Below are 25452 nucleotides of genomic sequence, written 5' to 3'. Positions count from 1 at the left end.
CGGTTCCGGACCAGCCTTGAGTGGAATAGACTCAACTTTGTGCTCGTTGGCACACTCAGCGTGGAGACAGAGGCTGACCAGCCCAGGACCCTCAGGAGGAGAGCGCGACCGTGGACGCAGAGCTGACCAACAGGAGCCGGGACGCGATCAACGCGGCCAGCACCCGGGCCGTCTCCGGGGGCCATCCGGATCTCACTCCTGCCCACTTGCTGCTCTCGTTGCTGGAGGGGCAAGGCCGACAAGCAAACGAGAACATCCTCGACCTGCTGGCCGCCGTCGAGGCCGACCAGGCCTCCGTGCGGGCCGGCGCCGAGCGCGTGCTCGCCGGACTGCCCAGCGTGGCCGGATCCACCGTTGCGCCCCCGCAGCCCAACCGTGAGCTGCTCGCCGTCATCGCCGACGCGGCCGAACGGGCGAAGGAGCTCGGGGACGAGTTCATCTCCACCGAGCACCTGCTCATCGGAATCGCCGCGAAGGGCGGCCGGAGCGGCGACGTACTCTCCCAGCAGGGGGCGACGGCCAAGAAGCTCCTTGACGCGTTCCAGAAGAGCAGGGGAGGGCGCCGGGTGACCACCCCGGATCCCGAGGGCCAGTACAAGGCGCTCGAAAAGTTCGGCACCGACTTCACCGCCGCCGCCCGCGAGGGCAAGCTCGACCCCGTCATCGGCAGGGACCAGGAAATCCGCCGGGTGGTGCAGGTCCTGTCCCGGCGCACCAAGAACAACCCCGTCCTCATCGGCGAGCCAGGCGTCGGCAAGACCGCCGTGGTCGAGGGGCTTGCCCAGCGGATCGTCAAGGGCGACGTGCCGGAGTCGCTCAAGAACAAGCGGCTCGTCTCGCTCGACCTCGGGGCCATGGTCGCGGGCGCCAAGTACCGCGGTGAGTTCGAGGAGCGGCTCAAGACCGTCCTCGCCGAGATCAAGGACTCCGACGGGCAGGTCATCACCTTCATCGACGAGCTGCACACGGTTGTGGGTGCCGGCGCCGGCGGGGATTCCTCCATGGACGCGGGCAACATGCTGAAGCCCATGCTCGCGCGCGGCGAGCTGCGCATGGTCGGTGCCACCACCCTCGACGAGTACCGCGAGCGGATCGAGAAGGACCCGGCCCTGGAGCGCCGCTTCCAGCAGGTCCTTGTCGCCGAGCCGTCCGTCGAGGACACCATCGCGATCCTGCGCGGGCTCAAGGGGCGGTACGAGGCCCACCACAAGGTCGTGATCGCGGACAGCGCGCTGGTCGCCGCCGCCACGCTCTCCGACCGGTACATCACCTCCCGTTTCCTCCCCGACAAGGCCATCGACCTCGTCGACGAGGCCGCGTCCCGGCTGCGCATGGAGATCGACTCCTCGCCCCTGGAGATCGACGAGCTGCAGCGCCAGGTGGACCGGCTGCGGATGGAGGAGCTGGCGCTGGAGAAGGAGACCGACCCGGCCTCGCGCGAGCGCCTCGAGAAGCTGCGCCGCGACCTCGCCGACCGGGAGGAGGAGCTGCGCGGCCTGACCGCCCGCTGGGAGAAGGAGAAGCAGTCCCTCAACCGCGTCGGTGAGCTGAAGGAGAAGCTCGACGAACTCCGCGGCCAGGCCGAACGCGCCCAGCGCGACGGCGACTTCGACACCGCATCCAAGCTGCTGTACGGCGAGATCCCCACCCTGGAAAGGGACTTGGAGGAAGCCTCCGAGGCCGAGGTGGAGGTGTCCAAGGACACCATGGTGAAGGAGGAGGTCGGGCCCGACGAGATCGCGGACGTGGTCGGCGCCTGGACCGGCATCCCGGCCGGGCGGCTCCTCGAAGGCGAGACGCAGAAACTCCTGCGCATGGAGGAGGAGTTGGGGCGCCGGCTGATCGGACAGACGGAGGCCGTGCAGGCGGTGTCCGACGCCGTACGACGCACCCGCGCCGGAATCGCCGACCCCGACCGGCCCACCGGATCCTTCCTCTTCCTCGGCCCGACCGGCGTGGGCAAGACCGAACTCGCCAAGGCCCTCGCGGACTTCCTCTTCGACGACGAGCGGGCCATGGTCCGCATCGACATGAGCGAGTACGGCGAGAAGCACAGCGTCGCCCGCCTGGTCGGCGCGCCGCCCGGCTACATCGGGTACGAGGAGGGCGGCCAGCTCACCGAGGCGGTGCGCAGACGGCCGTACAGCGTCGTGCTCCTCGACGAGGTCGAGAAGGCGCACCCCGAGGTCTTCGACATCCTTCTCCAGGTGCTGGACGACGGCCGCCTGACGGACGGTCAGGGCAGGACGGTCGACTTCCGCAACACCATCCTGATCCTCACCTCGAACCTGGGCAGCCAGTTCCTGGTGGATCCGCTGTCCTCCGCCGAGGAGAAGAAGCAGCAGGTGCTGGAGGTCGTACGGTCCTCTTTCAAGCCGGAGTTCCTGAACCGGCTGGACGACCTGGTGGTCTTCTCCGCCCTGAACAAGGAAGAGCTGGAGCGGATCGCCAGGCTCCAGATCGACCGGCTCGCTGGGCGCCTGGCCCAGCGGCGTCTCACCCTGGAGATCAGCGACGAGGCCCTGGCCTGGCTCGCAGAGGAGGGCAACGACCCCGCCTACGGTGCCCGCCCGCTGCGCCGCCTCATCCAGACCGCCATCGGCGACCGCCTCGCCAAGGAGATCCTCGCGGGCGAGGTCAAGGACGGCGACACGGTCCGGGTGGATGCCTTCGGGCCAGGGCTGATCGTGGGTCCGGCGACGGGGAAGACGCTGTAACCGGCGGTGTCCGTCATGGCGGGTAAGACGCTGTGACCGGCGGTGTCCGTCAGGGGGAGGTCACGTACGCGTGGCCTCTCCCAGCAGGTTCTGGGTGTGGGCGAGATAGCCCGCCTGGAACCGGCTCTCGGCGCCCAGGCGCTGGAATATGTCGGCGATGTACTTGCGGCAGGTGCGCAGCGAGACGCCGAGACGGCGGGCGATCACCTCGTCCTTCAGCCCCTGGCTGAGCAACTGCACGATGCCGTGCTGCAGTTCGTCCACGGCCACCGGGGTGCGCTGTGCGTCGGTGAACGGGACTGCCTGGTCCCAGGCGTAGTCGAAGGCATCGCACAGGAACGCCACCGCGGCGGGGGAGCGGACCACGGCCGCACCGCCACGCTGCTCGTGATGGGGGACGAAGACCACCTTCCGGTCGAAGGCGATCATGCGCCCGAACAGCTCGGTGAGCGTACGGACTTCGGCACCCGCGGGTGAGATGCGCTCCACGTACGCCTGGGTGGGGGCGTGGTGGCGGGCGGAGTGCTGGTAGAGCGTCCGCATCCGCACACCACGGGTGAGCAGTGCCTGGTCCCGGCCGACCGCCTGCTCCAGCTCGGCCGTGGGGCGGCCGCCGCCCGGCTGGCAGGTGATCATCTCCCGCTCGCACTCGGCGCTGGCCTGCTCGATCAGCGCGATCACGTCGCTGAGCGACTCCACAACCTCGACGGTGTCCCGGCTCTCCGTGCGGTCCTCCTCGCGGGGTGCGTACACCGAGGCGAGGGCGGCGAGTGAGTCGCGGCGCGAGTTCAGCTCGAACAGGCGCTGCCTGAGCTGGGATTCGGCGGAGGCCATACGGGCGGCCGCGATGTGCGGATGCACGATGCGCCAGGACGATTCGTGAAAGCCCAGCGGGAAGAGATCGTGCGAGCCGGGCTCCTCGTCGGCCAGATGGAATTCTCGCAGGGCGTCGATCGCGGCCCGCGCTTCCGCTTCTGAGATGTCAAGGGCCCGGGCCGCCTCCCCCGTGGCGAAGAATGCTTGTTTCGCTCCCCAGCTATAGAGCCGGATGTGTTCCGGCGCGAGCTGCTGAAGGAGCTGGATAGGGTCCGATTCGAGGATTTTGTCCATTTGTTCCCCCTTGCATCTTGCTGTTCGCATCATCCTGCTCGATGGATTGACTGGAACTCCACGGCGGCCGGATTACAACATCGTGAAACACACCACTCGTGCGATCGGGTGGTCACGCAGAGCCGTCACGGGGGAGGGGCTTTCTGTGAAGAAAGCACGATTTGTCATCACTGCTCTTTTGGTCCTGGCCGGGCTGGCCGGCGGCGTGGGCGCCGCCGCGGGCGCCGGCGCGGGCGATGTCACGGAACGAGCCGGAAACACGTCGGTAGCGGGAAACGGTCACGTGCGACCGCTCGTCGTCACGCCGGACGACAGCGCGTGGAGCTAGCCGGCCGCGGTGAATCGCGGCAATGAACCACTGGCTTGCTGGATCGACGGATCACCGGAGAAGACTGAAATGACACAGATCGACGAAGTGTCCCGGATCGACGCGGAAAGTGTGCGGCGCATATTCGCCGACGTGCTGGGGGTGGAAATCCGGGAGGATTCCTCTTTCCTCGCGCAGGGCGGGGATTCCTTCCACGCCGTACTCGTCGTCGCACGTATCGAGGACGAGTGGGGGCTGGAGGCCGATTTCACCGACGTACTCCAGTCCACTCCGGGGGAACTGGCCCAGGCGCTCGCCCACGCACCTCGCCTCTCATGACGCTCGGGCGTCCCTCCGTCGCTGCCGGACCCGGCCACCGCGTGCCGCCCGCTGCCACCGCCCACGAGGCGGTGCTCCGGCAGGCCGCCCGGACCCCGCGGGCGACAGCCCTGCGGGGTCCGGGCGGGACATCCCTCTCGTACGCCGAACTGGCAGACCGGGCACGGGAGATCGGCCGACGGCTCACGGCGGCGGGGGTGCGGCCCGGCGCGTTCGTGCCGGTGGTGGCGGTCAACGGCGCGGACTTCGTCGTCGCGGCACTCGGCGTCCTGCTCTCGGGCGCCGCGTACGCCGCGGTCGACCCGGCGTGGCCCGCGGCGCGCGTCCGCGGAGTCGTCGCCGACCTGGAGGCCACGGTCGCGATCGAGACGGGCGGTGGTGCGGGGTGGCTGCCCGAGGGGCTTCAGGTTCTCTCCCTGGCCGGTTCGGACGGTTCGGCCGGTTCGGCCGGTTCGGAGGGTTCAGCCGGTTCACCCGACAGGGCTGTGGAGTCGGGTGCCTTGGCGAGCCTCGCTGAAACCGCCGTGGAATGGGGTGCCTTGGCGGGCCTCGCCGAAACCGCCGTGGAATCGGGCGACTTGGCGGACGTGGCTGAAACAGCCGTCGACTTGCGTGACTTGGCGGTCGTCGGAGCCGACGCCCCCGCCTGTGTCTTCTTCACCTCCGGGTCGACCGGGCGGCCCAAGGGGGTCGTCGTGCCGCATCGGGCGTTCGTGCGGACCTTTGTCGAGGGCGGCTACGCGGAGTTCGGGGCGGGGGCCGTGATGCCGCTGCTGGCGGCGCCGTACTGGGACGCGGGGGCCCTGGAGGTGTTCGGGCCGCTCATGAACGGCGGCACCTGCGTCGTGCCGGACGAGCCCTTGATCACACCGGACGGCCTGCGCGCCCTCGTCTCCGGGCACGGCGTGAACACGCTCTGGCTGACCAGCTCCCTCGTCAATCTGCTCGTCGACGAGGATCCCGACGCGTTCACCGGCGTACGCCAACTCCTGTGCGGCGGTGAGCGGTTGTCGCCCGCGCACATCGCCGCCCTGCTGGCCCGGCACCCCGGGCTGCGCATCACCAACGGGTACGGCCCCGTCGAGTCCATGGTGTTCGTCGCCACGCACGACATCCGCGCCGCCGACACCGGCGCCGAGTACGGCATCCCCCTCGGCCTGCCCGTCCGGGGCACCCTCGTCGCCGTGCTCGACAGCGAGGCCGAGGCCGTGGAGCGCGGCACCGAGGGTGAGCTGTGGGTCGCGGGTGACGGGCTCGCGCTCGGCTATCTCGGCCGGCCCGAGGAGGACGCGCGCCGCTTCGCCGCGATCGACGTACCGGGGTACGGCACGCTGCGCGCGTACCGCACCGGGGACCGGGTGCGCATGGACGACGAGGGCCGGCTGTCCTTCATCGGGCGCGCCGACCGGCAGTTCAAGATCCGTGGATACCGGGTCGAGCCCGGCGAGGTGGAACGCGGTGTCGCCGCGGTACCGGGCGTCAGGCAGGCCTTCCTGATCCCGCTGCGCGACGCGCACGGCACCGTCACCGCGACCGTCTGCGCGTACGCGACCGAGTCGGCCGCCCCCCTTCCGGAGCACGCCCTGCGCGAGTCCGCCGGCGAGGCCCTCGCGTCCCACCTCCGCCCCGACCGCTACCTCCACCTGCATCCCGTACCCCTCGGCCCGACGGGCAAGGCGGACCTACGGGCGGTGGAGGCGTGGGTGACCGAGCAGGTCGCGGCGGCGCGGCCGGAACCCGTGTCCGCCGAGGCGTCGTCGTCCACCGTCCTGCGCGAGGTCCGCGCCATCCTTGGCGAACCCGGGCTGACACCGGGGACCGATCTGCTGCTCGGTGGGGCGAGTTCGCTGCACATGCTGCGGATCGCGGCCCGGCTGGGGCGCCTGCTCGGCGTCCGCCTGTCGGTCCGTGAGGTGTACGAGAACCCGACGGTGCGGGCTCTGGAGGCGCTCGCCGAGCGGGCCCCCGCACAGCAGGCCGCGCCCGCGCCGACCACTCCCGCCTCCGAACTCTCCCCCGGTGAGCGCCGCTTCTGGCTGGCAGGACGGCTGGTGCCGGACGCTCCCGGGCATGTGGTCATCAGCCGGATCGAGATCACCGGCGCGCTCGACCCGGAGCGTCTGGCCAGGGCTCTGACGGCGGTCGTCGCCGCGCACCCCGCACTGCGGACGACCTTTCCGCGCCGGGAGGGTCGGCCCTTCCGGTCGGTGTCCGCGCCGGGTGCGGCGGCTGCGCCGCTGGTACTGGCACAAGGGCACATGGACGAGGGGGAGTTGACGCGCGAGCTGGTGGCGCGCGTCCAGGATCTCGAAGGCGGGCCCCTGTTCGCGGCGGGGCTGCTCGGCGAAGGCGGGCCCGTGTTCGCGGCGGGGCTGCTCGGCGGGGGCGGGGACAGCGAGGACCACCAAGGCCGAGGCACAGGCCGTGAGGGCCTGCACGGCCCGGGCGCGGGCGGCGAGGTCCGACACGCCGAAGTCGCGGGCGGCGGGGGCCTGCACGGCCCGGGCGCGGATGGCGAGGGTCTGCACGGCCCGGGCGCGGGCGGCGAGGTCCGACACGCCGAAGTCGCGGGCGGCGGGGGTCTGCACGGCCCGGGCGCGGATGGCGGGGGCCTGCACGGCCCAGGCGCGGGCGGCGAGGTCCGACACGCCGAAGTCGCGGGCGGCGGGGGCCTGCACGGCCCGGGCGCGGATGGCGGGGGCCTGCACGGCCCAGGCGCGGGCGGCAATGTCCGACACGCCGAAGTCGCGGGCGCTGCGGGTCTCCACCGCGGCGGCGGGCGTGCCGTGGATCACCTGTTGCTGCTCGCCGTGCACCACATCGTGTACGACGGCCGGTCCGAGGAGGTGCTCGTCGGGGACCTCGCCGCCGCGTACGAGGGCGGGGCCGTCGAACCGGCCCCGGCACCGCCTTCCGGTGGCACTCCGCTCGACAGTGCTGATCAGGCGTACTGGAAGACGGAGTTGGCGGGGCTGCCCGCGGCATGCTGGCCGGGTGGCCGTGACCTCCGGATGCGGGAGCTGTGGACGCGGCCGCTCGTCTCGCGGCACGTCGGTCTGAGCGCGGAACAGACCGACGCGCTGCGGGAGTTCGCGGCGCGGGCCCGGTACCCCGTGCTGGTGCCGCTGCTCGCGGCCTGGTGGCGGGCGCTGGCCAAGGTCACGGGACAGGACGACCTCGCCATCGGAACGATCGTCGACACCCGGGACGCCGCACACGAACGCACGGTCGGCTACCTCGCCAACGGCCTGCCCGTACGCATCGCCGCCGACCCGGCGCTCGACCCCGGCGAACTGCTCCGCCTCGTTCGCGACCGGCTCCTCGACGTCCTGGCGCACAGCGCGCCCGGCACGGACGAACTCGCGGCGCTGGCGCCCCGCCCGCCGGGCGGTCGTACTCCGCTCTACCAGAACCTGCTGGTGCTGCAACGGGTCGCGAGGCCCGCCGAGGGCGGCGGCGTCCGCTTCGTGCCACTGGCCGCGCCCGCGCTGGGCCCGCAGGCCGAACTCTGTTGCGAACTGTGGGACGACGGCACGGCGTTCACCGGTGCCGTCCACGCCCCCGAGGGTCTGTTCGACCTCTCCGCGCTCGCCGAAATCACCGCACTCTTCCGTGCCGAGCTCACCCGCTTCACGGATCGCGCCCCGAAGGACCCCACATGACCGAGAAGGACGCCCCGCTCTCCTGGACCCAGGAGCGCATCTGGTTCGAGGAGCAACTGCGGCCGGGCGACGCGGCCTACAACATGCCCGTGGCGCTTCGAGTCCAGGGCCCGCTGGACACCACGCGGTTGCGGCGGGCCTTCGACACCCTCGCCGCCCGGCACGAGGCACTGCGCACGGTCTTCGACACCGTGGACGGCGTGCCCGTGCAGCGGACCGTCGAGGACCTGACGGTGCCGGTGGAGACCCAGGACGTACGGGGCCTGCCGGATCCCGCGGCCGCCGCCTCCACCGCGCTGCGGCGGGCCTCACGGGCACGCTTCGACCTGGCACGCGGACCGCTGCTGCGCGTGCTGGTCGTCCGAACGGCCGACGAGGAGCACCTGTTGCTCCTGACGGCACATCACCTCATCGCCGACGGCTGGTCGTTCGGGCTTCTCTTCCAGGAGCTGTCGCGCGTGTACGCCGAGCCCGCGGACCCCGGTCTGCGACCCCTGCGCCGCACCTACGCCGACGCCGTGCGCGCCGAGCGGGCAGAGCTGGACGAGGCGGCCGTGGACCGGCTCGTCGACTGGTGGAGGCGCCATCTGGACGGCGTACCAAAGGTGTTGGAGCTGCCGTCCGACCGGCCCCGGCCCGCCGTACGGGGGCACCGGGGCGCGCGCCGTCGCCTTGCCGTGGACGCGGCGACCGCGAACGGAATGCGGGAGCTGGCGCGGACCCACGAGGCGACGCCGTTCATGGCGCTGCTCGCGGCGTTCGGCGTGGTGCTGGCACGGCACACCGGGCAGGAGCGGATGGTCGTGGGCACCCCGGCGTCCACCCGTGGCGCGGGCACCCGTGATCTCGTCGGCTGCTTCCTCAACACGCTGCCCGTCAAGGTGGACGCCGCCGACGACCCCACCTTCGGCGAGCTGCTCGGGCGGGTCCGGCGGGACTCCCTGGACGCGTTCGGGCACCAGCGGGTGCCGTTCGGCCGGCTGATCTCGGGGCTCGCCCCGGAACGCGATCTCTCCCGCAACCAGCTCGTGCAGGTCTTCTTCAACGTCCTGCCGCCGTCCGGGGTGCCGGACCTGGCCGGCTGCCGGGTGGAGGCCCTGCCCTTCGGAGACATCGACAACAAATTCGACCTCACGCTGTACGTGGCGACCGAGGCCGACGGGGGGCTGACGCTCGACGCGGTGTACGACGCCGCGCTGTACGAGGGCGAGCGCGTCGCGGACCTTCTTGAGCAGCTGCGCGGGGTGCTGACCCTGGCCTGCGCCGAACCCGGCCTGCGCGTCAGCGAGTTCGCCCTCTCCACGCCCCGTTCGGCGGCGCTGCTGCCCGACCCGGCCGCCGAACTCCCCGTCTCCGTAACCGAGTCACTTCTCGACCGGCTCGCCAAGCACACGGCCGCGTCCCCGCAGGCGCCCGCGCTCGTCGCCGGGACGACCGCCGACGGGGGCGTCTGGTCGTACGCCGAACTGGACCGGGCGACCGACCGGCTGGCCGGCGTGCTGCGCGAGCGCGGTATCCGCCCCGGCGACGTCCTCGCCCTGCACGCCGCCCGCCACCCGGCGGTCGTCCTCGGCATCCTGGCCGCGGTGAAGGCGGGCGCGGTCTTCTCGGTCCTGGACGCGGACTACCCCGACGAGGCGCTGTCGGCCCGCGCACAGGCCCTCTCCCCCCGAGCCTGGCTGGCCTGCGCCCCAGACCGCCCCCTCCCCGCCTTCGTCAAGGGCCCGGTACTACGCGTCGACCCGGTACGCGAGCGCGAACTGGCACGAACGCCGGGGGACCTGCCGGAGGGCCGGGTGCCGTCGGACGGCACGCCCACCGGGCCCCTGGCAGGGGCGAGCGGCGGTTCGCAGGAGGACGGCGCCGGTCCGCCCGACGATTCCCCCAGCAAGCGGCAGGGGCCGCGCGCCCCGGAGTCAAGCAAGGCGGGCCAGCCGGGCCGCTCCGCTGCGGATGCGCCGCGTGACCCGGGTGTTCTCGACCCCGATGTCCCCGCCTACGTCGCCTTCACCTCGGGTACGACGGGCCGGCCTCGGCCGGTGATCGGCGGGCACCGGCCGCTCGTGCACTTTCTCGACTGGTACGCGCGGGCCTTCGGGCTCGGGTCCGCGGACCGGTTCGCCGCGCTGTCCGGGCTCGGGCACGACCCGTTCCTGCGGGATGTGCTGGCGCCGCTGTGGGTGGGCGCGGCCGTGGTGTTCCCCGACGCGGACGTACGTGACGTGCGGGGCGTCGGGGAGTGGCTGCGGGCGGCCGGGGCGACGGTCGCGCATCTCACGCCGGCTCTCGGCGGGGCGCTCGCCGAGCAGGCGGCCGGAGAGCCCTGGCCGCGTCTGCGGCTCGTGGGCTTCGGGGGCGACACCCTGACCGGCCGTACCGTACGGGACTGGGCACGGCTCGCCCCCGGCGCCGACCTGCTCAACATGTACGGCGCCACCGAGACCCCGCAGGCGGTGTCGGTGCACCGAGTCCACCGCGCCGGGTCCGCCGCCGACCCGCGGTCCGGCGGCCCGGTGCCGCTCGGCCCCGGCATCGACGGCGTCCAGCTCCTGGTCCTCGCGGGCGACCGCCCCGCGGGCCTCGGCGAGGTCGGCGAACTCGTCGTCCGTACGCCGTACTTGGCCCGTTACGCCGACGACCGGGAGGGCGGTTACGTCCCCGACCCCTTCGCACCGGACAGCGGCGCCCGCGTCTACCGCACAGGTGACCTGGCCCGCCTGCGCCCCGACGGTCTCATCGAGCCTCTCGGGCGCGCCGACCAGCAGATCAAGGTGCGCGGATTCCGGGTGGAGCCCGCGGAGGTGGAGGCGGCCCTCGACGCGCTGCCCGGCGTCGCCCACAGCGCCGTACTCGGCGTCGCGGACGCCTCCGGCGAGCGGGGCCTCGTCGCGTACCTGGCCACGGGGGGCGCTGGATTCGCCGCGGCCACGGGAGGTACTGCATTCGCCCCGGCCACGGGAGGTACTGCATTCGCCCCGGCCACGGGGGGCGCTGGATTCGCCCCGGCCACGGGAAGCACCGCACTCGCCCCCGCCACGGGAAGCACCGCACTCGCCCCCGCCACGGGAGGCACCGCACTCACCCCAGCCACGGGAAGCACCGCACTCGCCCCGGCCACGGGAGGTACCCCATCCGCCCCCGCCGCCGCAGGCACCCCACCCACCCCGGCCACGGGGGGCACCCCACCCACCGAACCCACCGAACCCACCGCACTCGCCCTGGCCGACATCCGCGCCGCACTCGCCCGTCGCCTTCCGGAGTACGCCGTCCCCGCCTCCTACGTCGTCCTCGACGCCCTCCCGCTGACCGTGAACGGCAAGGTGGACCGCGCGGCCCTGCGGGCGCTCGGCGTCCGCGCGGAGCGGGCCACCGGTGCGTACGTCGCCCCCGAAGGGCCCGTCGAGCGGCGGATCGCCGAGCTGTGGGGGGAATTGCTGGGCCGCGAACGGATCGGCGCCGCCGACGACTTCTTCGCGCTCGGCGGGCACTCGCTGCTGCTGACGCGGCTGCTGGCGCGCGTCAGACGGGAGTTCCACGGCGATGTCACCCTCCAGGACCTCTTCGAGCGGCCCACGGTCGCCGGGCTCGCACCGCTCCTGAGCCGCCCGGAGACACCTGACGACGGGCCTGTCGTCGCGCGCGGTGACGTCACCGTGCCAGGACCCCTCTCCTGGACCCAGGAGCGGCTATGGCTGGAGGAGCAGCTGCGGCCCAGGGACGCGGCGTACAACATGCCCGTCGTGCTGCGGCTGCGCGGCGCCCTCGACCACGAGGCGCTGCAGTCGGCCGTGGACACCGTCGTGGCCCGGCACGCCGTGCTGCGTACGGTCTTCGAGGCCGGACCGGACGGCACCCCGTTGCAGCGGGCGGTCGACGGCGTCCGGGTCCTCGTACGCCATGCCGACCTCTCGGGGGCTCCCGACCCGGAGTCCGCCGCCGTGGCCGCCGCGATGCGCGGCATCAAGGAGCCCTTCGATCTGACGCGCGGCCCGCTGCTCAGGGCAGAGCTCCTGCGCATCGGGCAGCGAGATCAGCTGCTCGCGCTGACCGTCCATCACATTGCCTTCGACGGCTGGTCGTTCGGCCTTCTGCTGCGCGAGCTGTCGCGGGCGTACGCCGGAGACGTGGACCAACTGCCGGAGCCGGGACTCCAGTTCTCCGATGTGGCCCGCTGGGATCGGACGGACCTCGCCGGCCCCGCGCTCGACTCGCTGCTCGACTGGTGGCGCCGCCATCTGGACGGCGTACCAAGGGTGTTGGAACTGCCCACCGACCGGCCGCGACCCGCCGTGGGCACGCACCGGGGCGCGCGCCGCCGGCTGACGGTGGACGCGTCGACCGCCGCGGGGCTGCGGGAGCTGTCGCGCAGCCACGGCGGAACCCTCTTCATGACGCTGCTCTCCGCGTACTCCGTCGTCCTGTCGCGCCACACGGGGCAGGACAGTCTCCTGGTCGGCACGCCGGTCGCGAACCGGCCGCGGGCCGAGTTCGAGGATCTCCTCGGCTGCTTCCTCAACACGCTGCCGCTCCGTGTCGACCTGCACGGCGACCCGTCGTTCCCGGAACTCCTCGGCAGGGTCCGTGCCACCTCCCTCGAGGCGTTCGCGCACCAGCGGGTGCCGTACGGGCGGCTGGTGAACGAGCTGGCTCCGGAGCGCGACCTGTCGCGCAGCCCGCTGGTGCAGGTGCTGTTCGCGTTGCAGAACATCGAGCTCGGCACCCTTGAAGTCCAGGGCGTGGACAGCGAGTTCGTGGACATCTCGGAGGCCAACAGCCAGTTCGACCTCAACCTCCGGATGATCGACACCGGCCAGGAACTCATCGGCTGGCTCGACTACGACGTGGAGCTCTTCGACGCCGCCACCATCGAGCGGTTCGTCGAGCACTTCACCCGCGTCCTGACCGCCGTCGTCGCCGAACCGGCCGCCCCCGTCTCCACCGTCGATCTCCTCGGGCCCGCCGAACGCGCCCTGCTGGTGGACGAGTGGAACGACACGGCGGTCGACCGGCCACAGCGGGAGACGCTCACCGGGCTGCTCGCCGAGGCCGCCGTCCGGTACGCCGACGCGCCCGCCGTACGGTTCGAGGACAGCGAGCTGTCGTACGCCGCGCTGCACCGCCGCGCCAACCGGCTCGCCCACCGCCTGCGCGCCCTCGGCGTCGGCCCCGACACCGTCGTCGGCGTCCACCTGGAGCGGTCACCCGAGCTGATGGTGGCCCTGCTCGCCGTGCTCAAGGCGGGCGGCGCCTATCTGCCGCTGGACCCGGGTTACCCGGCCGGGCGGCTTGAGTTCATGCTCGCCGACTCCGGGGCGCCCGTGCTGCTCACGGCCCCCGGAGCGGAAGCCGGGCTCGCCACCGAAGGTCTCACGGTCGTCCCCGTCGACGAGCGTGCCGGAGACGGCCACCCCGACACCGAGCCGGAACCGGTCGCAGGACCCGACCACCTCGCGTACGTCATCTACACCTCGGGTTCCACCGGCCGCCCCAAGGGAGTGCAGGTCCCGCACCGCGGCATCGCCAACCGGCTGCGCTGGATGCAGGACACATACGGGCTCACCGGCGCGGACACCGTCCTGCAGAAGACGCCGATCAGCTTCGACGTCTCCGTGTGGGAGCTGTTCTGGCCGCTGCTCACCGGCGCCCGGCTGGTCCTCGCGGTGCCCGGCGGGCATCGCGACCCGGGGTATCTGGCGGAGCTGATCCAGCGGGAGTCGGTCACCGTCTGCCACTTCGTGCCGCCCATGCTGGAGGCGTTCCTCGGTGCCGGGCGCGCGGGCGCGTGCCGTTCGCTGCGGCTCGTCGTGTGCAGTGGCGAGGCGCTCCCCGCCGAACTGGCCCGGCGCTTCCACCGCACCCTCGGTCAGGCGGAGCTGGAGAACCTGTACGGCCCCACGGAGGCGTCCGTCGACGTCACCCGCTGGTCGAGCCGCCCCGACTGGACCGGCCCCGCCCTGCCCATCGGCACCCCGATCGCCAACACCCGCACCTATGTCCTGGACGCCCGTCTGCTCCCGGCCCCCATCGGGGTGCCCGGCGAACTCCACCTGGGCGGCGTCCAGCTGGCCCGCGGCTACGGCGGCCGGCCGGGCCTGACCGCCGACCGCTTCGTACCCGACCCCTTCGGCCCACCCGGCTCCCGCCTCTACCGCACCGGCGACATCGCACGCTGGAACGCCGAGGGCCGCATCGAGTACCTCGGCCGCGCCGACCACCAGGTCAAGGTGCGCGGCTTCCGCATCGAACTCGGCGAGATCGAGGCGGCGTTGCTCGCCGTGGACGGCATCACCCAGGTCGTCGCCGTGGTCCGCGAGGACCAGCCGGGCGACCGGCGGATCGTCGCGTACGTCACGGGCGAACGGGCCCCTTCCGTCGGCGAGTTGCGCACCGCCTTGGGGGAGCGCCTCCCCGATCACATGATCCCCGCGGCCTACGTCGTTCTCGACGCCCTGCCGCTCAGCCCGAACGGCAAGGTCGATCGCAAGGCGCTGCCCGCCCCCGACCGCTCCGGCGGGACGTCCGCCGCGTACGTGGCGCCGGGCAACCCGCAGGAGGAGCGGCTCGTCGCGCTGTGGCAGCGGGTGCTCGGAGTCGACCGGGTCGGCGTGCGCGACAACTTCTTCGAGATCGGCGGGGACTCGATGCATGCCGTGCGGATCGTCGGTCTCGCCCGTGAGGACGGGCAGGACATCCCGCTTCAGCGGCTCTTCACCAGCCAGACCGTCGAGGCCCTCGCGCAGTGGCTGGCCACCCGCACCGACAGCGGGGCCGGACGCCGTGAGGTCGCGGCCTTCGGCCTGCTCTCACCGGAGGACCTGGCCCGGCTCCAGGCGTGACCGCCCCCGATCCCGTCGCCCGGTTCCAGGCCCGACCGTCCCCGATCCCGTAGCCCGGCCCAGGGCGTGACCGTCCTCAACCCGTCCGTCCCGCAGTGCACCCGGAAGGAAACCCCGTGCCGTCCCACGACGACATCATCGACGCCTACCCCCTGACCCTGCTCCAGTCCGGCATGCTCTTCCACAGCTACGCGGACGGCGCCACCCCCACGTACCACGACATCTCCAGCATCCGGCTGTCCGGCCGTTTCGACGAGCCGGCCCTGCGGGACACCCTCGCCGCGGTGATCCAGCGCTCCGACATCCTGCGCAGCGGCTTCGACCTGACCCGGTTCAGCAAGCCCATGCAACTCGTGTACGCGGCCGTCGAGACCCCGCTCACCGTGGAGGACCTGCGCGGTCTTGAGGAGGGCGAGCAGGCGCGCCGGGTCGCCGCGTGGACGGAGAAGGAGAAGGCCACCCCATTCGTGCTGACCCGGGCGCCGCTGCTCACGCTGCACGTCCATGTCTTCGGCGACGCCGACTTCCAGCTCAACCTCAGCTTCCACCACGCGATCCTCGACGGCTGGAGCCTGTCCCTGGTCACCTCGCAGCTGATCACCGGGTACGACGCCCGGCTGGCCGGCCGCGCGGACGAGGCCGCCGCCCCGGTGACCCGGTTCCGGGACTATCTCGCCCTGGAACAGGAGGCGTTGGCGAGCGAGGAGTCGCGCGGCCACTGGGCCCGGGTCCTGGAGGACACCACCTTCACCGGGCTGCCGCGTCATCACGATGACGCCCTCGCCGGCGTCCGCGAGGCCCGCGTCCACGAAGTGGACCTGCCGGCCACGCTCGGCGCGGCACTGCGCGCCGTCGCCGCCGAGGCCAAGGTGCCGGTCAAGTCGGTGATGTTCGCCTCGCACGCCCGGGTGCTGTCCCTGCTGTCCGGGCAGCGGCGGGTCGTCACCGGCCTGGTCAGCAACGGCCGCCCGGAGACCGCCGACGGCGACCAGGTCGTCGGACTGTTCCTGAACACCCTGCCGCTGGTCGTGGACGTCGCGGGCACCACCTGGACGGAACTCGCCCAGCACATCCACGCGGCGGAGAGCGGCGCGCTGCCGCACCGCCGCTACCCGATGGCCCAGCTGCTCACCGACCTGCGCCGCCCGCAGTTCTTCGAGACCGTCGTCGACCACCGCAGCTTCCGCAGCTACGACATGGAACTGGCCGAACTGGCCGTCACCGGCGGCGAGTTCTTCGAGCAGACCAACTTCCCCTTCACCGCCAACTTCGGCACCGACCCGGTCAGCGGCGAGGTCAGGCTGCGGATCAACTACGACGCCGCGCAGTTCACCGACGAGTGGATCGCCCGGGTCGGCGGCTACTACGCCGACGCGCTCGGGGCGCTTGTCGCCGACCCGCACGCGGCCGTGCACGCCACCGCGCTGCTCGGCGCCGACGAGCAGGACCGGCTGCTCCGCGACTGGAACGACACCCGCGCCGGCTGGCCCCTGGACCGCACCCTGCCCGAGCTGCTCACCGAGCGCGCGGCCAAGGACCCCGACCGCACCGCCGTACGCTTCGGCGACACCACGCTGTCGTACGGCGAGTTCCACGCCTGGTCCAACCGGCTCGCCCATGAGCTGCGCGAGCGCGGGGTCGGCCCCGACACCCTGGTCGGCGTCCACCTGGAGCGGTCGGCCGAGCTGATCGTCGCCCTGGTCGCCGTGCTCAAGGCGGGCGGCGCCTACGTGCCGCTGGACCCCGGATACCCGGCCGAGCGCCTTGAGTACATGCTCGCCGACGCGCGGGTGCCGGTGCTGCTGACGGGGGCGGGGCTCGCGGCGCCCGCCGCCCCCGAGGGCACGGTCGTGATCGAGGTCGACCGGACGGCCGCGGCCGATCGCCCGTCCGAGGATCTCGACCCGCTCGCCGGACCCGAGCATCTCGCCTACGTCATCTACACCTCGGGTTCCACCGGCAAGCCCAAGGGCGTCCAGATCCCGCACCGGGCGCTGCTCAACCTGCTGAACTCCTTCGGCCGCGACCTCGAACTCACCGACGAGGACCGGCTGCTGGCGGTCACCTCGCTGTCCTTCGACATCGCGGGCCTCGAGGTGTATCTGCCGCTGCTGACCGGCGCCGAGCTGATCGTCGCCCCGGACATCGCCGTCGACGGGCCGCGGCTGCGCGAGCACGTCGAGCGGTCAGGCGCCACCGTCATCCAGGCGACCCCGTCCAGCTGGCGGCTGCTGATCGAGGCGGGCCTCGACGCCGACCCCGGCCTGCGGGTGATCTCCGGCGGCGAGGCGCTGCCCGAGGACCTCGCGCACGAGCTCACCGACCGCTTCCCGGTGGTGTGGAACGCGTACGGGCCGACCGAGACCACCATCTGGTCCTGCCTGGACCGGGTGCGCCCCGCTGAGCCGGTCACGCTGGGACGGCCGATCGCCAACACCCAGGTGTACGTCCTCGACGAGTCCTTCGCACCGGTCCCCGAGGGCGTCCCCGGCGACCTCTACATCGCCGGCGACGGCCTGGCCCGCGGCTACTCGGGCCGCGGCGACCTGACCGCCGACCGCTTCGTGCCCGATCCGTACACGGACCGTGCGGGCGCCCGCATGTACCGCACCGGCGATGTGGCGCGATGGCTGCCGGACGGGCGCCTTGAGTTCCTGGGCCGCTCCGACCACCAGGTGAAGGTCCGCGGCTTCCGTATCGAACTCGGCGAGATCGAGAGCGTGCTGTCCCGGCACCCGGGTGTGGGCCGGGTCGTCGTGGTGGCCCGCAAGGACCAGCCGGGCGACGCGCGACTCGCCGCGTACCTCACGGCGGAGGGCGAAGTCCCGCCCGCGGCGGCGGAGTTGCGCGCCCTCGCCGCCGAGTCGCTGCCCGAGTACATGGTGCCCAGCGCCTTCGTCGTCCTGGACGCCTTCCCGCTCACCCCCAACGGCAAGGTCGACCGGCTCGCACTGCCCGCGCCGGGCCGCGAGGAGACCACCGCCGGCGCCTTCGTCGCCCCGCGCAACGAGACCGAACGGCAGCTCGCCGGGATCTGGCAGGACGTACTCGGCGTGGAGCGGGTCGGTGTCACCGACGCCTTCCTGGAACTCGGCGGCAACTCGATCTCCGCGCTGCGCGTCATCATGCGGCTGCCCGACATCACCGACGTCGAGGTGCCGGTGGCCGCGCTCTTCGAGGGCGGCACCATCGAGAAGCTCGCCGCGATCATCTCCGGCGAGCAGACCGCCGCCGCCTCCACCCTGGTGCCGCTGCGCTCCACGGGCACCAAGGCCCCGTTCTTCCTGGTCCACCCGCTGGGCGGCAGCGTCTTCTGCTACTCCGAACTGCTCGACGTACTCGACCCGGAGCGCCCGCTGTACGCCTTCCAGGCACCCGAGTACGCCGGCCCCGACGTGCCCCGCCCGGACAGCATCGAGGAGATCGCCGCGCTGTACCTCTCCGAGGTGCGTGCGGTGCAGCCCGAGGGCCCGTACTACATCGGCGGCTGGTGCATGGGCGGCATGGTCTCGTACGAGATGGCCCGCCAGCTGGAGGCCACGGGCGACGAGGTCGGCATGCTGACGATCATCAGCGCCAGCATCGACGACCCGGTCCCGCCGCGCTACGCGACCAGCGAGTCCGCCGCGATCCTCGGCGCTTTCGCGGGCCGGCTGAACGTCACGGAAGCCGAGTTGGAGGCGCTGGACTCCGACGCCCGGATCGAGCACGTCGTACGGCTCACCGAGGGCACCGGGCACGAGCGCGCCGACGCCCGTTCCGTGGAGGACCTGCGACGGCTGGTCCGGCTCTACCAGCGGCACGCGCGCGCCCTGCTCACCTACCGCGACACCCCGCGCGAGCCGCTGCGCGGCGACGCGGTGCTCATCCGCGCCGAGACGGAGCTGTTCGAGGGCTGGCACATGGGCTGGGAGCCCCGGGTCGGCGGCCGCCTGCTCATCGACGAGTCGCCCGGCAACCACTTCAGCATGCTCGAACAGCCCAACGTTCCCCAGGTCGCGCACCGCCTGGAGGACGCCGCCGCGGGCAGCCCCCGCGGAGTCCTCGCCACCTCTTCCTGACCGTCCCCGACTCCCCCCACGTATAGGAGCAGTCCATGTCAGAGGCCACCAGTGGCGCGCAGGTCCAGGAGGAGCAGGAACCGGATTCCGCCGCTGTCCCCAGCGTGTGGAAGAACCGCGACTTCACCAAGTTGTGGACCGGCCAGACCGCCTCGCTCTTCGCCGCCCAGATCACCGAGCTCGCCCTGCCGCTGGTCGCGGTCCTCGCCCTGACCGCCACCTCCCAGCAGGTCGGTCTGCTGACCTCCGTCGTCAAACTCCCGTACCTGCTGGTCTCGTTGTTCGCGGGCGTCCTGGTGGACCGGGTCCGGCGCAGGAACATCCTCATCGCCACCGACCTGGGCCGGGCCCTGATCCTCTCCGTCGTGCCGGTCCTCTACTGGACGGACCAGCTGGGCATCAGCTGGCTCTACGTCCTCGGCTTCTTCGCGGGCTGCGGCAGCGTGCTCTTCGACGTGGCCGGACAGGCCTATCTGCCGCGCCTGGTGGAACGCGACCAGCTGACCCGGGGCAACTCCGCGCTCGGCGCGAGCCAGTCGGCGGCCACCATCGGCGGGCCCGCGCTCGGCGGTGTGCTGGTGCAGTGGCTGACGGCTCCGGTGGCGGTGCTGGCCGGCGCGGTGTCGTACCTCGTCTCGGCGGTCACCATCTGGACCATCGGGCACAAGGAGGACCGGCCGACGCCGTCGGAGGCGGCCTCCCCGGCCGGGACGCTGCGCGAGGTGTGGGCGGGCCTGCGGTTCGTCTTCGGCAACGAGCCGCTGCGTGCCATGACGATCATGGCGTCGATCTTCAACCTCTCCTTCACCGCCCTGGAGGTCGCCTTCCTCCAGTTCATGCCGCGCACGCTGGGCCTGTCGCCGGGCGAGATCGGCCTGGTGATGGCGGCCCTCGGCCCCGGCTTCCTGGTCGGCGCGGCCTTCGCGGGCCGGCTTCCGCAGCGGTTCGGCTACGGGCGCACGATGCTCACCACGGCGTCCGTGGCCAACCTGGTGATGCTCGGCATCTCCACCGTGCACGGCGGCGGCTTCCTGTCCGTCGCCACCCTGATGCTGATCAACTTCCTCTTCGCGTCCTTCGGCGTCGCCAACAACGTCACCGTGCTCAGCATCCGCCAGACCCTCACCCCGGACTCCCTCCAGGGCCGGGTCGCCGCCACCAACCGCTTCGTGGCCATGGGCATCGCCCCGCTCGGCGCCCTCATCGGCGGCTTCCTCGGCGCCGGCGTGGGTCTCCGCTCCACCGTGCTGATCACCGCGATCGGCCTGTCCTCGGCACTGGTCCCGCTGGCGCTGTCCTCGCTGGCCCGCATCAAGTACGAACTCCCGCCCCAGATCCAGGAAAGGCCCTGATCCCCGATGTCGCAGAACAACACGCAGCAAGCCCCGGAGCCCGTGCACACGGTCGTGGTGAACGGCGAGGAGCAGTACTCGGTGTGGCCGGCCCTGCTGCCGGTGCCCGACGGATGGCGTGAGACCGGCACCCGCGGGACGCGCGCCGAGTGCCTGGAGCACATCGAGTCCGTCTGGACCGACCTGCGTCCGCTGAGCGTCCGCTGAGCACCCGCCGACCCCCGAACTCAGAGGACAGGACATGGACTTCAGTCTCTTCTACTTCGCCGACGGCAGTGTCGGCGAGACCGGCGGCGGGCGCTACGACCTGCTCCTCGAGGGCGCCAAGTACGCCGACACGCACGGCTTCTCGGCCGTATGGACGCCCGAGCGCCACTTCCACCCCTTCGGAGGGCTCTACCCCAACCCGTCGGTGACCGGCGCGGCGGTGGCCGCGGTCACCTCGCGCGTCGGCATCCGCGCGGGCAGTGTCGTGGCGCCCCTGCACCACCCCCTGCGGATCGCCGAGGAGTGGTCGGTCGTCGACAACCTCTCCGGCGGCCGGGCCGGCATCTCGCTGGCCTCGGGCTGGAACGCGGTGGACTTCGCACTGCGCCCCGAGGGGTACGCGGGCCGCAAGACCGCCGTCATCGAGGCCGTGGAGCAGATACGGGCGCTGTGGCGCGGCGAGCCGCTCCAGGTCACCGACGGGGCCGGAAAGCCCGCCGAGGTACGGGTCTTCCCGCCGCCGGTCCAGAGCGAACTGCCCGTCTGGGTCACCAGCGCGGGCGGCCCGGAGACGTTCCGCGCGGCGGGCGCGGCGGGCGCGGGCGTCCTGACCCACCTGCTGGGCCAGAGCCTCGACGAACTCGCCGAGAAGATCGCCCTGTACCGCAAGGCACTCGCCGAACGCCCCGGCCACGACGGGGGGCCCGGCCATGTCGCGCTGATGCTCCACACCTATCTGGGCGAGGACCCGGCCCAGGTCAAGGAGACGGTCCGGGAGCCCTTCACCGCGTACCTGAAGAGCTCCTTCGGTCTCATCGCCCGCTCGGCGGGCAGCATCCTCGCCGGCTTCGACCCCGACAAACTCCGGGAGTCCGACATCGACTTCCTGGTCCGCCGCTCCTTCGACACCTACTACTCGACGAGCGGCCTGTTCGGCACGGTCGACCAGGCGTCGACGGTCGTCGAGAAGGCCCGCGCGGCGGGCGTCGACGAACTGGCCTGCCTGATCGACTTCGGGGTCGGCGACAAGGAGGTCCTCGCGGGCCTCGACCACCTGAACACCCTGCGAGCGGCATCGGAGCCCGCCCCGGGCGAGTCCGAGGGGACGCCCGCGTGACCGGGTCGCGCGCCGACCTCTTCCGCACCGCCGCCGGACGGTTTCCGACCGGCGTCACCGTGCTGACCACGCTCGCCGACGGCGAACCGTTCGGGATGACCGCCAACGCGTTCATGTCCCTGTCCCTGGACCCGCTGCTCGTCGCGGTGGGCCTGGGGACGCGGTCACGGGCGCACGGATATGTGCGCGGCTCGGGGCGGTTCGCGGTCACCGTGCTGAGCGACCGGCAGACCGGCGCGGCACGGCGGTTCGCGGATCCCGCCCGGCCCGTCGGCGCGGACGCCTTCGCCGCCGACGACTGGAAGCGGGGACCGGCCACCGGCTGCCCCGTACTCCTGGACGGCGTCGGCTACTTCGACTGCACGGTCCACTCCGTCCACACGGCCGGCGACCACGCGCTCGTCGTCGGCCGCGTCGACGACTTCGGCCCGCTGGCCGGCGTCCGCCCGCTGGTCTTCGTGGACAGCGCCTTCGCCGCCACCGCCACCGACCCCACCCTTCCCTCCACCGGCACTCTCGGAGCACGCACATGACCAAGGCATCCATCGCGTGGGACACCCGCGCCGCACAGGGCCCGGCCCGCCCGGTGCCGGGCGCGGTCCGCGGCGGCACACTGCGCATCCTGCGCGACGGCGACTACGACCACCTCGACCCGCAGCGCATCAACACCCTGCAGTCCACGGCCCTGGGCCACCTCCTCTTCCGTACGCTGACGATCTCGGCGGAGGACGGACAGGGCGCCTGGACGCTGGTCGGCGACCTCGCCGAGAACCCGGGCCGGGACGTCGACGGGGACGGCCGCACCTGGGAGTTCACCCTCAAGCCGGGCCTGCGCTTCGAGGACGGCCGGGAGATCACCGCCGCCGACGTGGCGCACGGCATCGCCCGCTCCTTCGAACCGGCCCTCGGTGACGGCCCGCAGCACTTGCAGGACTGGCTGCGCGACAATGGCCCCTACAACGGACCCTTCACCGACGGCACCGACGAGGTGCCGGGCCTGGAGGTCCGCGACGCCCGCACCCTGGTGTTCCGCTTCCCGGTGCCGCGCCCCGACCTGCCCTTCGCCGTCTCCCTCCCCACCACGGTCCCGGTGCCCAAGGACGCCGACACCGGCGAGAGTTACGGAAAGGCACCGCTGGCCTCGGGCCCGTACCGCATCGCCCGGCACGAGCCCGGCAGGCTGCTCGTGCTGGAACGCAACCCGCACTGGGACGCGGCCACGGACGCCGTACGGCACGACCACCCGGACCGCTTCGAGATCGAACTCGGCGTGGAGAGCGGGCCGCAGAACCTCCGCGCCCGCGCCGACGAGGGCCCCGACACCTTCGCCGTCGCCGAGAACAACGCCCCCGAGGACGTCGCCGAACTCCTGCTCGCCGAACCGGGGTTGCTCCCGCGCCTGCGCCGCGACCGCACCCCCCTCGTCTGGTATCTGGCGATCAACACGGCCAGGGTCCAGGACGTGGCGGTGCGCCGCGCGATCGCCCGTGCCGTGTCCGTGGACAAGGCGGCCGTACGGGACGCGATGCTCGGTCCGACGCAGGGCGAGGTGACGCACACGATCCTGTCGCCCGGCACCATCGGCCACCGCGCCTACCCGGATCCGCACACCGGCGGTCCGCTCCCCGGCGAGGGACGCGTCCTGCGTCTGCTGAGCCGTGACGGTGCCTACTTCACCGCGGGTGCGAAGGTGCTCGCACGCCGGCTGGAGGAAGCGGGCTTCCGCGTCGAGCTGGTGGAGACCGACCGGCCCTCGCACAACGCCACCGTCCTGACCCGGGGCCACGACTACGACCTGTACATGATGTGCCAGGCCGCGGACTGGCCCGGCGCGTCCACGCTCCTCACCGGCTTCGACGGCCGCACGATCCGGGCCACCGGCAACGCCGACTACACCTACCTCGACGACCCGGACGTCAACGCCGAGATCGCCCGCGTCTCGGGGCTCCCCGCCGACCAGGCCGCGGCCGAATGGGGCGCGCTGGACGAGGAGTTGACGACCCGTCACATCCCGCTCGTGCCGCTGTTCTCGTATCTGCACCTGGCCGTCAGCGGCTCCCGCGTGGGCGGCGTCTTCACCTCGTCGTTCCTCGGAACCCCGGTGTACTACCGGGCGTTCGTCAAGGAAGCCGCCCGTGGCTGACCGACCGACCCTCTACGAACGGTTCGCCGCCTCGGCCGACGCCCACGGCGACCGCACCGCCCTGGAGACCGGCGGGCGCACCCTCACCTACACGGAGCTGCGCTCGCTCGCCGAGCACAACGCCGCCCGCCTGCTGGCCGCCCTCGACGGCCGTCGCCCCGCCCGCGTCGGCATCCTCGCGGGCCGCGGCGTCGCCGCCTACGCCTCGTACCTGGCGGCCCAGTGCCTGGGTGCCACCGTGGTTCCGCTGAACCCGGACTCCGCCCCCGAGCGGGTCACCGCGGTGCTGGCCGCGGCGCGCCCGGACGTGGTGCTCACCGACCGGAACACCGCGCCGGCCTGCCCGGTCGTCGCCTTCGAGGAGCCGGCGGACGGGAGTTTCGACCGGCTCCCGAAGGACGTCTCCGCCCCGGATCCCGACGCGATCGCCTACATCGTCTTCACGTCCGGCTCCACCGGCACCCCCAAGGGCGTCCCGGTGCGCCAGCGCAACGCGGCCGCGATGCTCGACTACGCCATCGACCGCTACGACATCGGCCCGGACAGCCGCGTCTCCCAGACCTTCGACCTCACTTTCGACCCCACCGCGTGGGACCTGTTCACCGCCTGGGGCGCCGGTGCGGCCCTGGTCGTCCCCGCCCGCGGCGAACTGGCGCGGCCGGCGAGTTTCATCGCCCGCGCCCGCATCACCCACTGGTTCTCGGTGCCTTCGCTGATCTCGTACGCCCTGCGGCTGCGGGACCTGGCCCCCGGCTCCATGCCCGGCCTGCGCTGGAGCCTCTTCGGCGGCGAGCAGCTCACCCTGGAGCAGGCCGCCGCCTGGCGGGAGGCCGCGCCCGGCAGCGTCCTGGAGAACCTGTACGGCCCCACCGAGGTCACCGTCTCCTGCACCCAGTACCGGCTGCCCGCCGAGCTCGCCGACTGGCCCGCCACCGCCAACGGCACCGTCCCGATCGGCACGCCCTACCCGCACCTGGACTTCCTCGTCCTCGGCGAGGACGGCCGCCCGGCCGACGAGGGCGAGCTGTGCCTGCGGGGCCCGCAGCGCTTCCCCGGCTATCTCGACCCGGGCGAGAACCCCGGCCGGTTCCTACGCTTCGACGGCCGGGAGGCGTCGGTGTACGAGGACCGCGAGGCGCCCGGTGAGGAGCTGTACTACCGCACCGGCGACCGGGTGCGCGTCGGGGCGGGCGGCGCGCTGCTGCACCTGGGCCGGCTCGACCACCAGGTGAAGGTGGCCGGTCACCGGGTGGAGCTGGGCGAGATCGAGGCGGCGCTGCGCGCGGCCGAGGGGGTCGCGGAGGCCGTGGTCACGGTCCTGAAGGCGGCGCCCGGAGCCGAGCCCACGCTGGAGGCCGCCTACACCGGCACGCCGCGCGACCCGCTGGAACTGCGGGCCGAACTGTCCGGCCGCCTGCCCGCCTACATGCTCCCGCGCGCCTTCACCCACTTCGAGACCTTCCCGCTGAACGCGAACCGCAAGATCGACCGTCTCGCGGTGACGGCCCGCCTGGCCGAGCCCCACCCGGACACCGCGTGGTGAACAGGCCTTCCCGCGCCGGCCCGGCCTGTTATGCCCGTCAGGGTTGCCACCCCCCGCC

Annotated in this window: 12 protein-coding genes; 11 read left to right on the top strand and 1 reads right to left on the bottom strand. The window is 72.7% G+C overall.

Going from position 1 to position 25452, the window contains the following annotated elements:
• The first annotated feature begins 110 nt into the window (after window positions 1-110).
• Entirely contained in the window at window positions 111-2717 is a 2607-nt protein-coding gene (clpB, locus tag ACFVKT_RS11500) for an ATP-dependent chaperone ClpB (RefSeq protein WP_385730127.1), read from the top strand.
• Window positions 2718-2777: 60 nt separating this feature from the next.
• Here clpB and ACFVKT_RS11495 read toward each other — a convergent pair whose 3' ends face one another.
• A complete protein-coding gene (locus ACFVKT_RS11495; protein WP_385730124.1) occupies window positions 2778-3827 on the bottom strand; it encodes a LuxR C-terminal-related transcriptional regulator in 1050 nt (349 codons plus the stop codon).
• Window positions 3828-4224: 397 nt separating this feature from the next.
• Between ACFVKT_RS11495 and ACFVKT_RS11490 the strand changes: the two genes are divergently transcribed.
• The 10 genes from ACFVKT_RS11490 (at window position 4225) to ACFVKT_RS11445 (ending at window position 25394) form a co-directional block, all read left to right on the top strand.
• Entirely contained in the window at window positions 4225-4473 is a 249-nt protein-coding gene (locus ACFVKT_RS11490; RefSeq protein WP_385730122.1) for an acyl carrier protein, read from the top strand.
• Window positions 4470-8135, top strand: coding sequence for an AMP-binding protein (locus ACFVKT_RS11485; RefSeq protein WP_385730119.1), 3666 nt, complete (start codon window positions 4470-4472; stop codon window positions 8133-8135). Before ACFVKT_RS11490 ends, ACFVKT_RS11485 begins: the two co-directional genes overlap by 4 nt.
• Window positions 8132-14971, top strand: coding sequence for an amino acid adenylation domain-containing protein (locus ACFVKT_RS11480; protein WP_385730117.1), 6840 nt, complete (start codon window positions 8132-8134; stop codon window positions 14969-14971). The genes ACFVKT_RS11485 and ACFVKT_RS11480 overlap by 4 nt, the downstream gene beginning before the upstream one ends.
• Before the next feature lie 116 nt (window positions 14972-15087).
• Entirely contained in the window at window positions 15088-19032 is a 3945-nt protein-coding gene (locus ACFVKT_RS11475; RefSeq protein WP_385730115.1) for an amino acid adenylation domain-containing protein, read from the top strand.
• Window positions 19033-19067: 35 nt separating this feature from the next.
• On the top strand, window positions 19068-20384 hold the full coding sequence (locus ACFVKT_RS11470) for an MFS transporter (RefSeq protein ID WP_385730113.1): 1317 nt from the start codon (window positions 19068-19070) through the stop codon (window positions 20382-20384).
• Between the two features lie 6 nt (window positions 20385-20390).
• The gene (locus ACFVKT_RS11465; protein WP_385730111.1) at window positions 20391-20591 is read left to right on the top strand and encodes an MbtH family protein; all 201 of its coding nucleotides are present in this window, start codon (window positions 20391-20393) and stop codon (window positions 20589-20591) included.
• A gap of 34 nt (window positions 20592-20625) precedes the next feature.
• A complete protein-coding gene (locus ACFVKT_RS11460) occupies window positions 20626-21708 on the top strand; it encodes a MupA/Atu3671 family FMN-dependent luciferase-like monooxygenase (protein WP_385730109.1) in 1083 nt (360 codons plus the stop codon).
• Complete coding sequence (locus tag ACFVKT_RS11455; protein ID WP_385730107.1) at window positions 21705-22241, top strand: flavin reductase family protein; 537 nt, start codon at window positions 21705-21707, stop codon at window positions 22239-22241. Before ACFVKT_RS11460 ends, ACFVKT_RS11455 begins: the two co-directional genes overlap by 4 nt.
• Window positions 22238-23851: an ABC transporter substrate-binding protein gene (locus ACFVKT_RS11450; protein WP_385730105.1), complete on the top strand. Its 1614-nt coding sequence runs from the start codon at window positions 22238-22240 to the stop codon at window positions 23849-23851. The genes ACFVKT_RS11455 and ACFVKT_RS11450 overlap by 4 nt, the downstream gene beginning before the upstream one ends.
• Entirely contained in the window at window positions 23844-25394 is a 1551-nt protein-coding gene (locus ACFVKT_RS11445) for an AMP-binding protein (RefSeq protein ID WP_385730103.1), read from the top strand. The genes ACFVKT_RS11450 and ACFVKT_RS11445 overlap by 8 nt, the downstream gene beginning before the upstream one ends.
• Window positions 25395-25452 lie beyond the last annotated feature (58 nt).

The sequence above is a fragment of the Streptomyces sp. NPDC127595 genome, from assembly GCF_042671685.1.
Taxonomy (GTDB): Bacteria; Actinomycetota; Actinomycetes; order Streptomycetales; family Streptomycetaceae; genus Streptomyces.
Note: the sequence above shows the minus strand (reverse complement) of the source record. Positions and strands in the feature narration are given on the sequence as shown.

Coding starts and splice junctions, on each gene's coding strand:
- ACFVKT_RS11485 (WP_385730119.1), top strand. CDS start 4,470: ATGACGCTCGGGCGTCCCTCCGTCGCTGCCGGACCCGGCCACCGCGTG.
- ACFVKT_RS11450 (WP_385730105.1), top strand. CDS start 22,238: ATGACCAAGGCATCCATCGCGTGGGACACCCGCGCCGCACAGGGCCCG.
- ACFVKT_RS11465 (WP_385730111.1), top strand. CDS start 20,391: ATGTCGCAGAACAACACGCAGCAAGCCCCGGAGCCCGTGCACACGGTC.
- ACFVKT_RS11460 (WP_385730109.1), top strand. CDS start 20,626: ATGGACTTCAGTCTCTTCTACTTCGCCGACGGCAGTGTCGGCGAGACC.
- ACFVKT_RS11470 (WP_385730113.1), top strand. CDS start 19,068: ATGTCAGAGGCCACCAGTGGCGCGCAGGTCCAGGAGGAGCAGGAACCG.
- ACFVKT_RS11480 (WP_385730117.1), top strand. CDS start 8,132: ATGACCGAGAAGGACGCCCCGCTCTCCTGGACCCAGGAGCGCATCTGG.
- ACFVKT_RS11495 (WP_385730124.1), bottom strand. CDS start 3,827: ATGGACAAAATCCTCGAATCGGACCCTATCCAGCTCCTTCAGCAGCTC.
- ACFVKT_RS11490 (WP_385730122.1), top strand. CDS start 4,225: ATGACACAGATCGACGAAGTGTCCCGGATCGACGCGGAAAGTGTGCGG.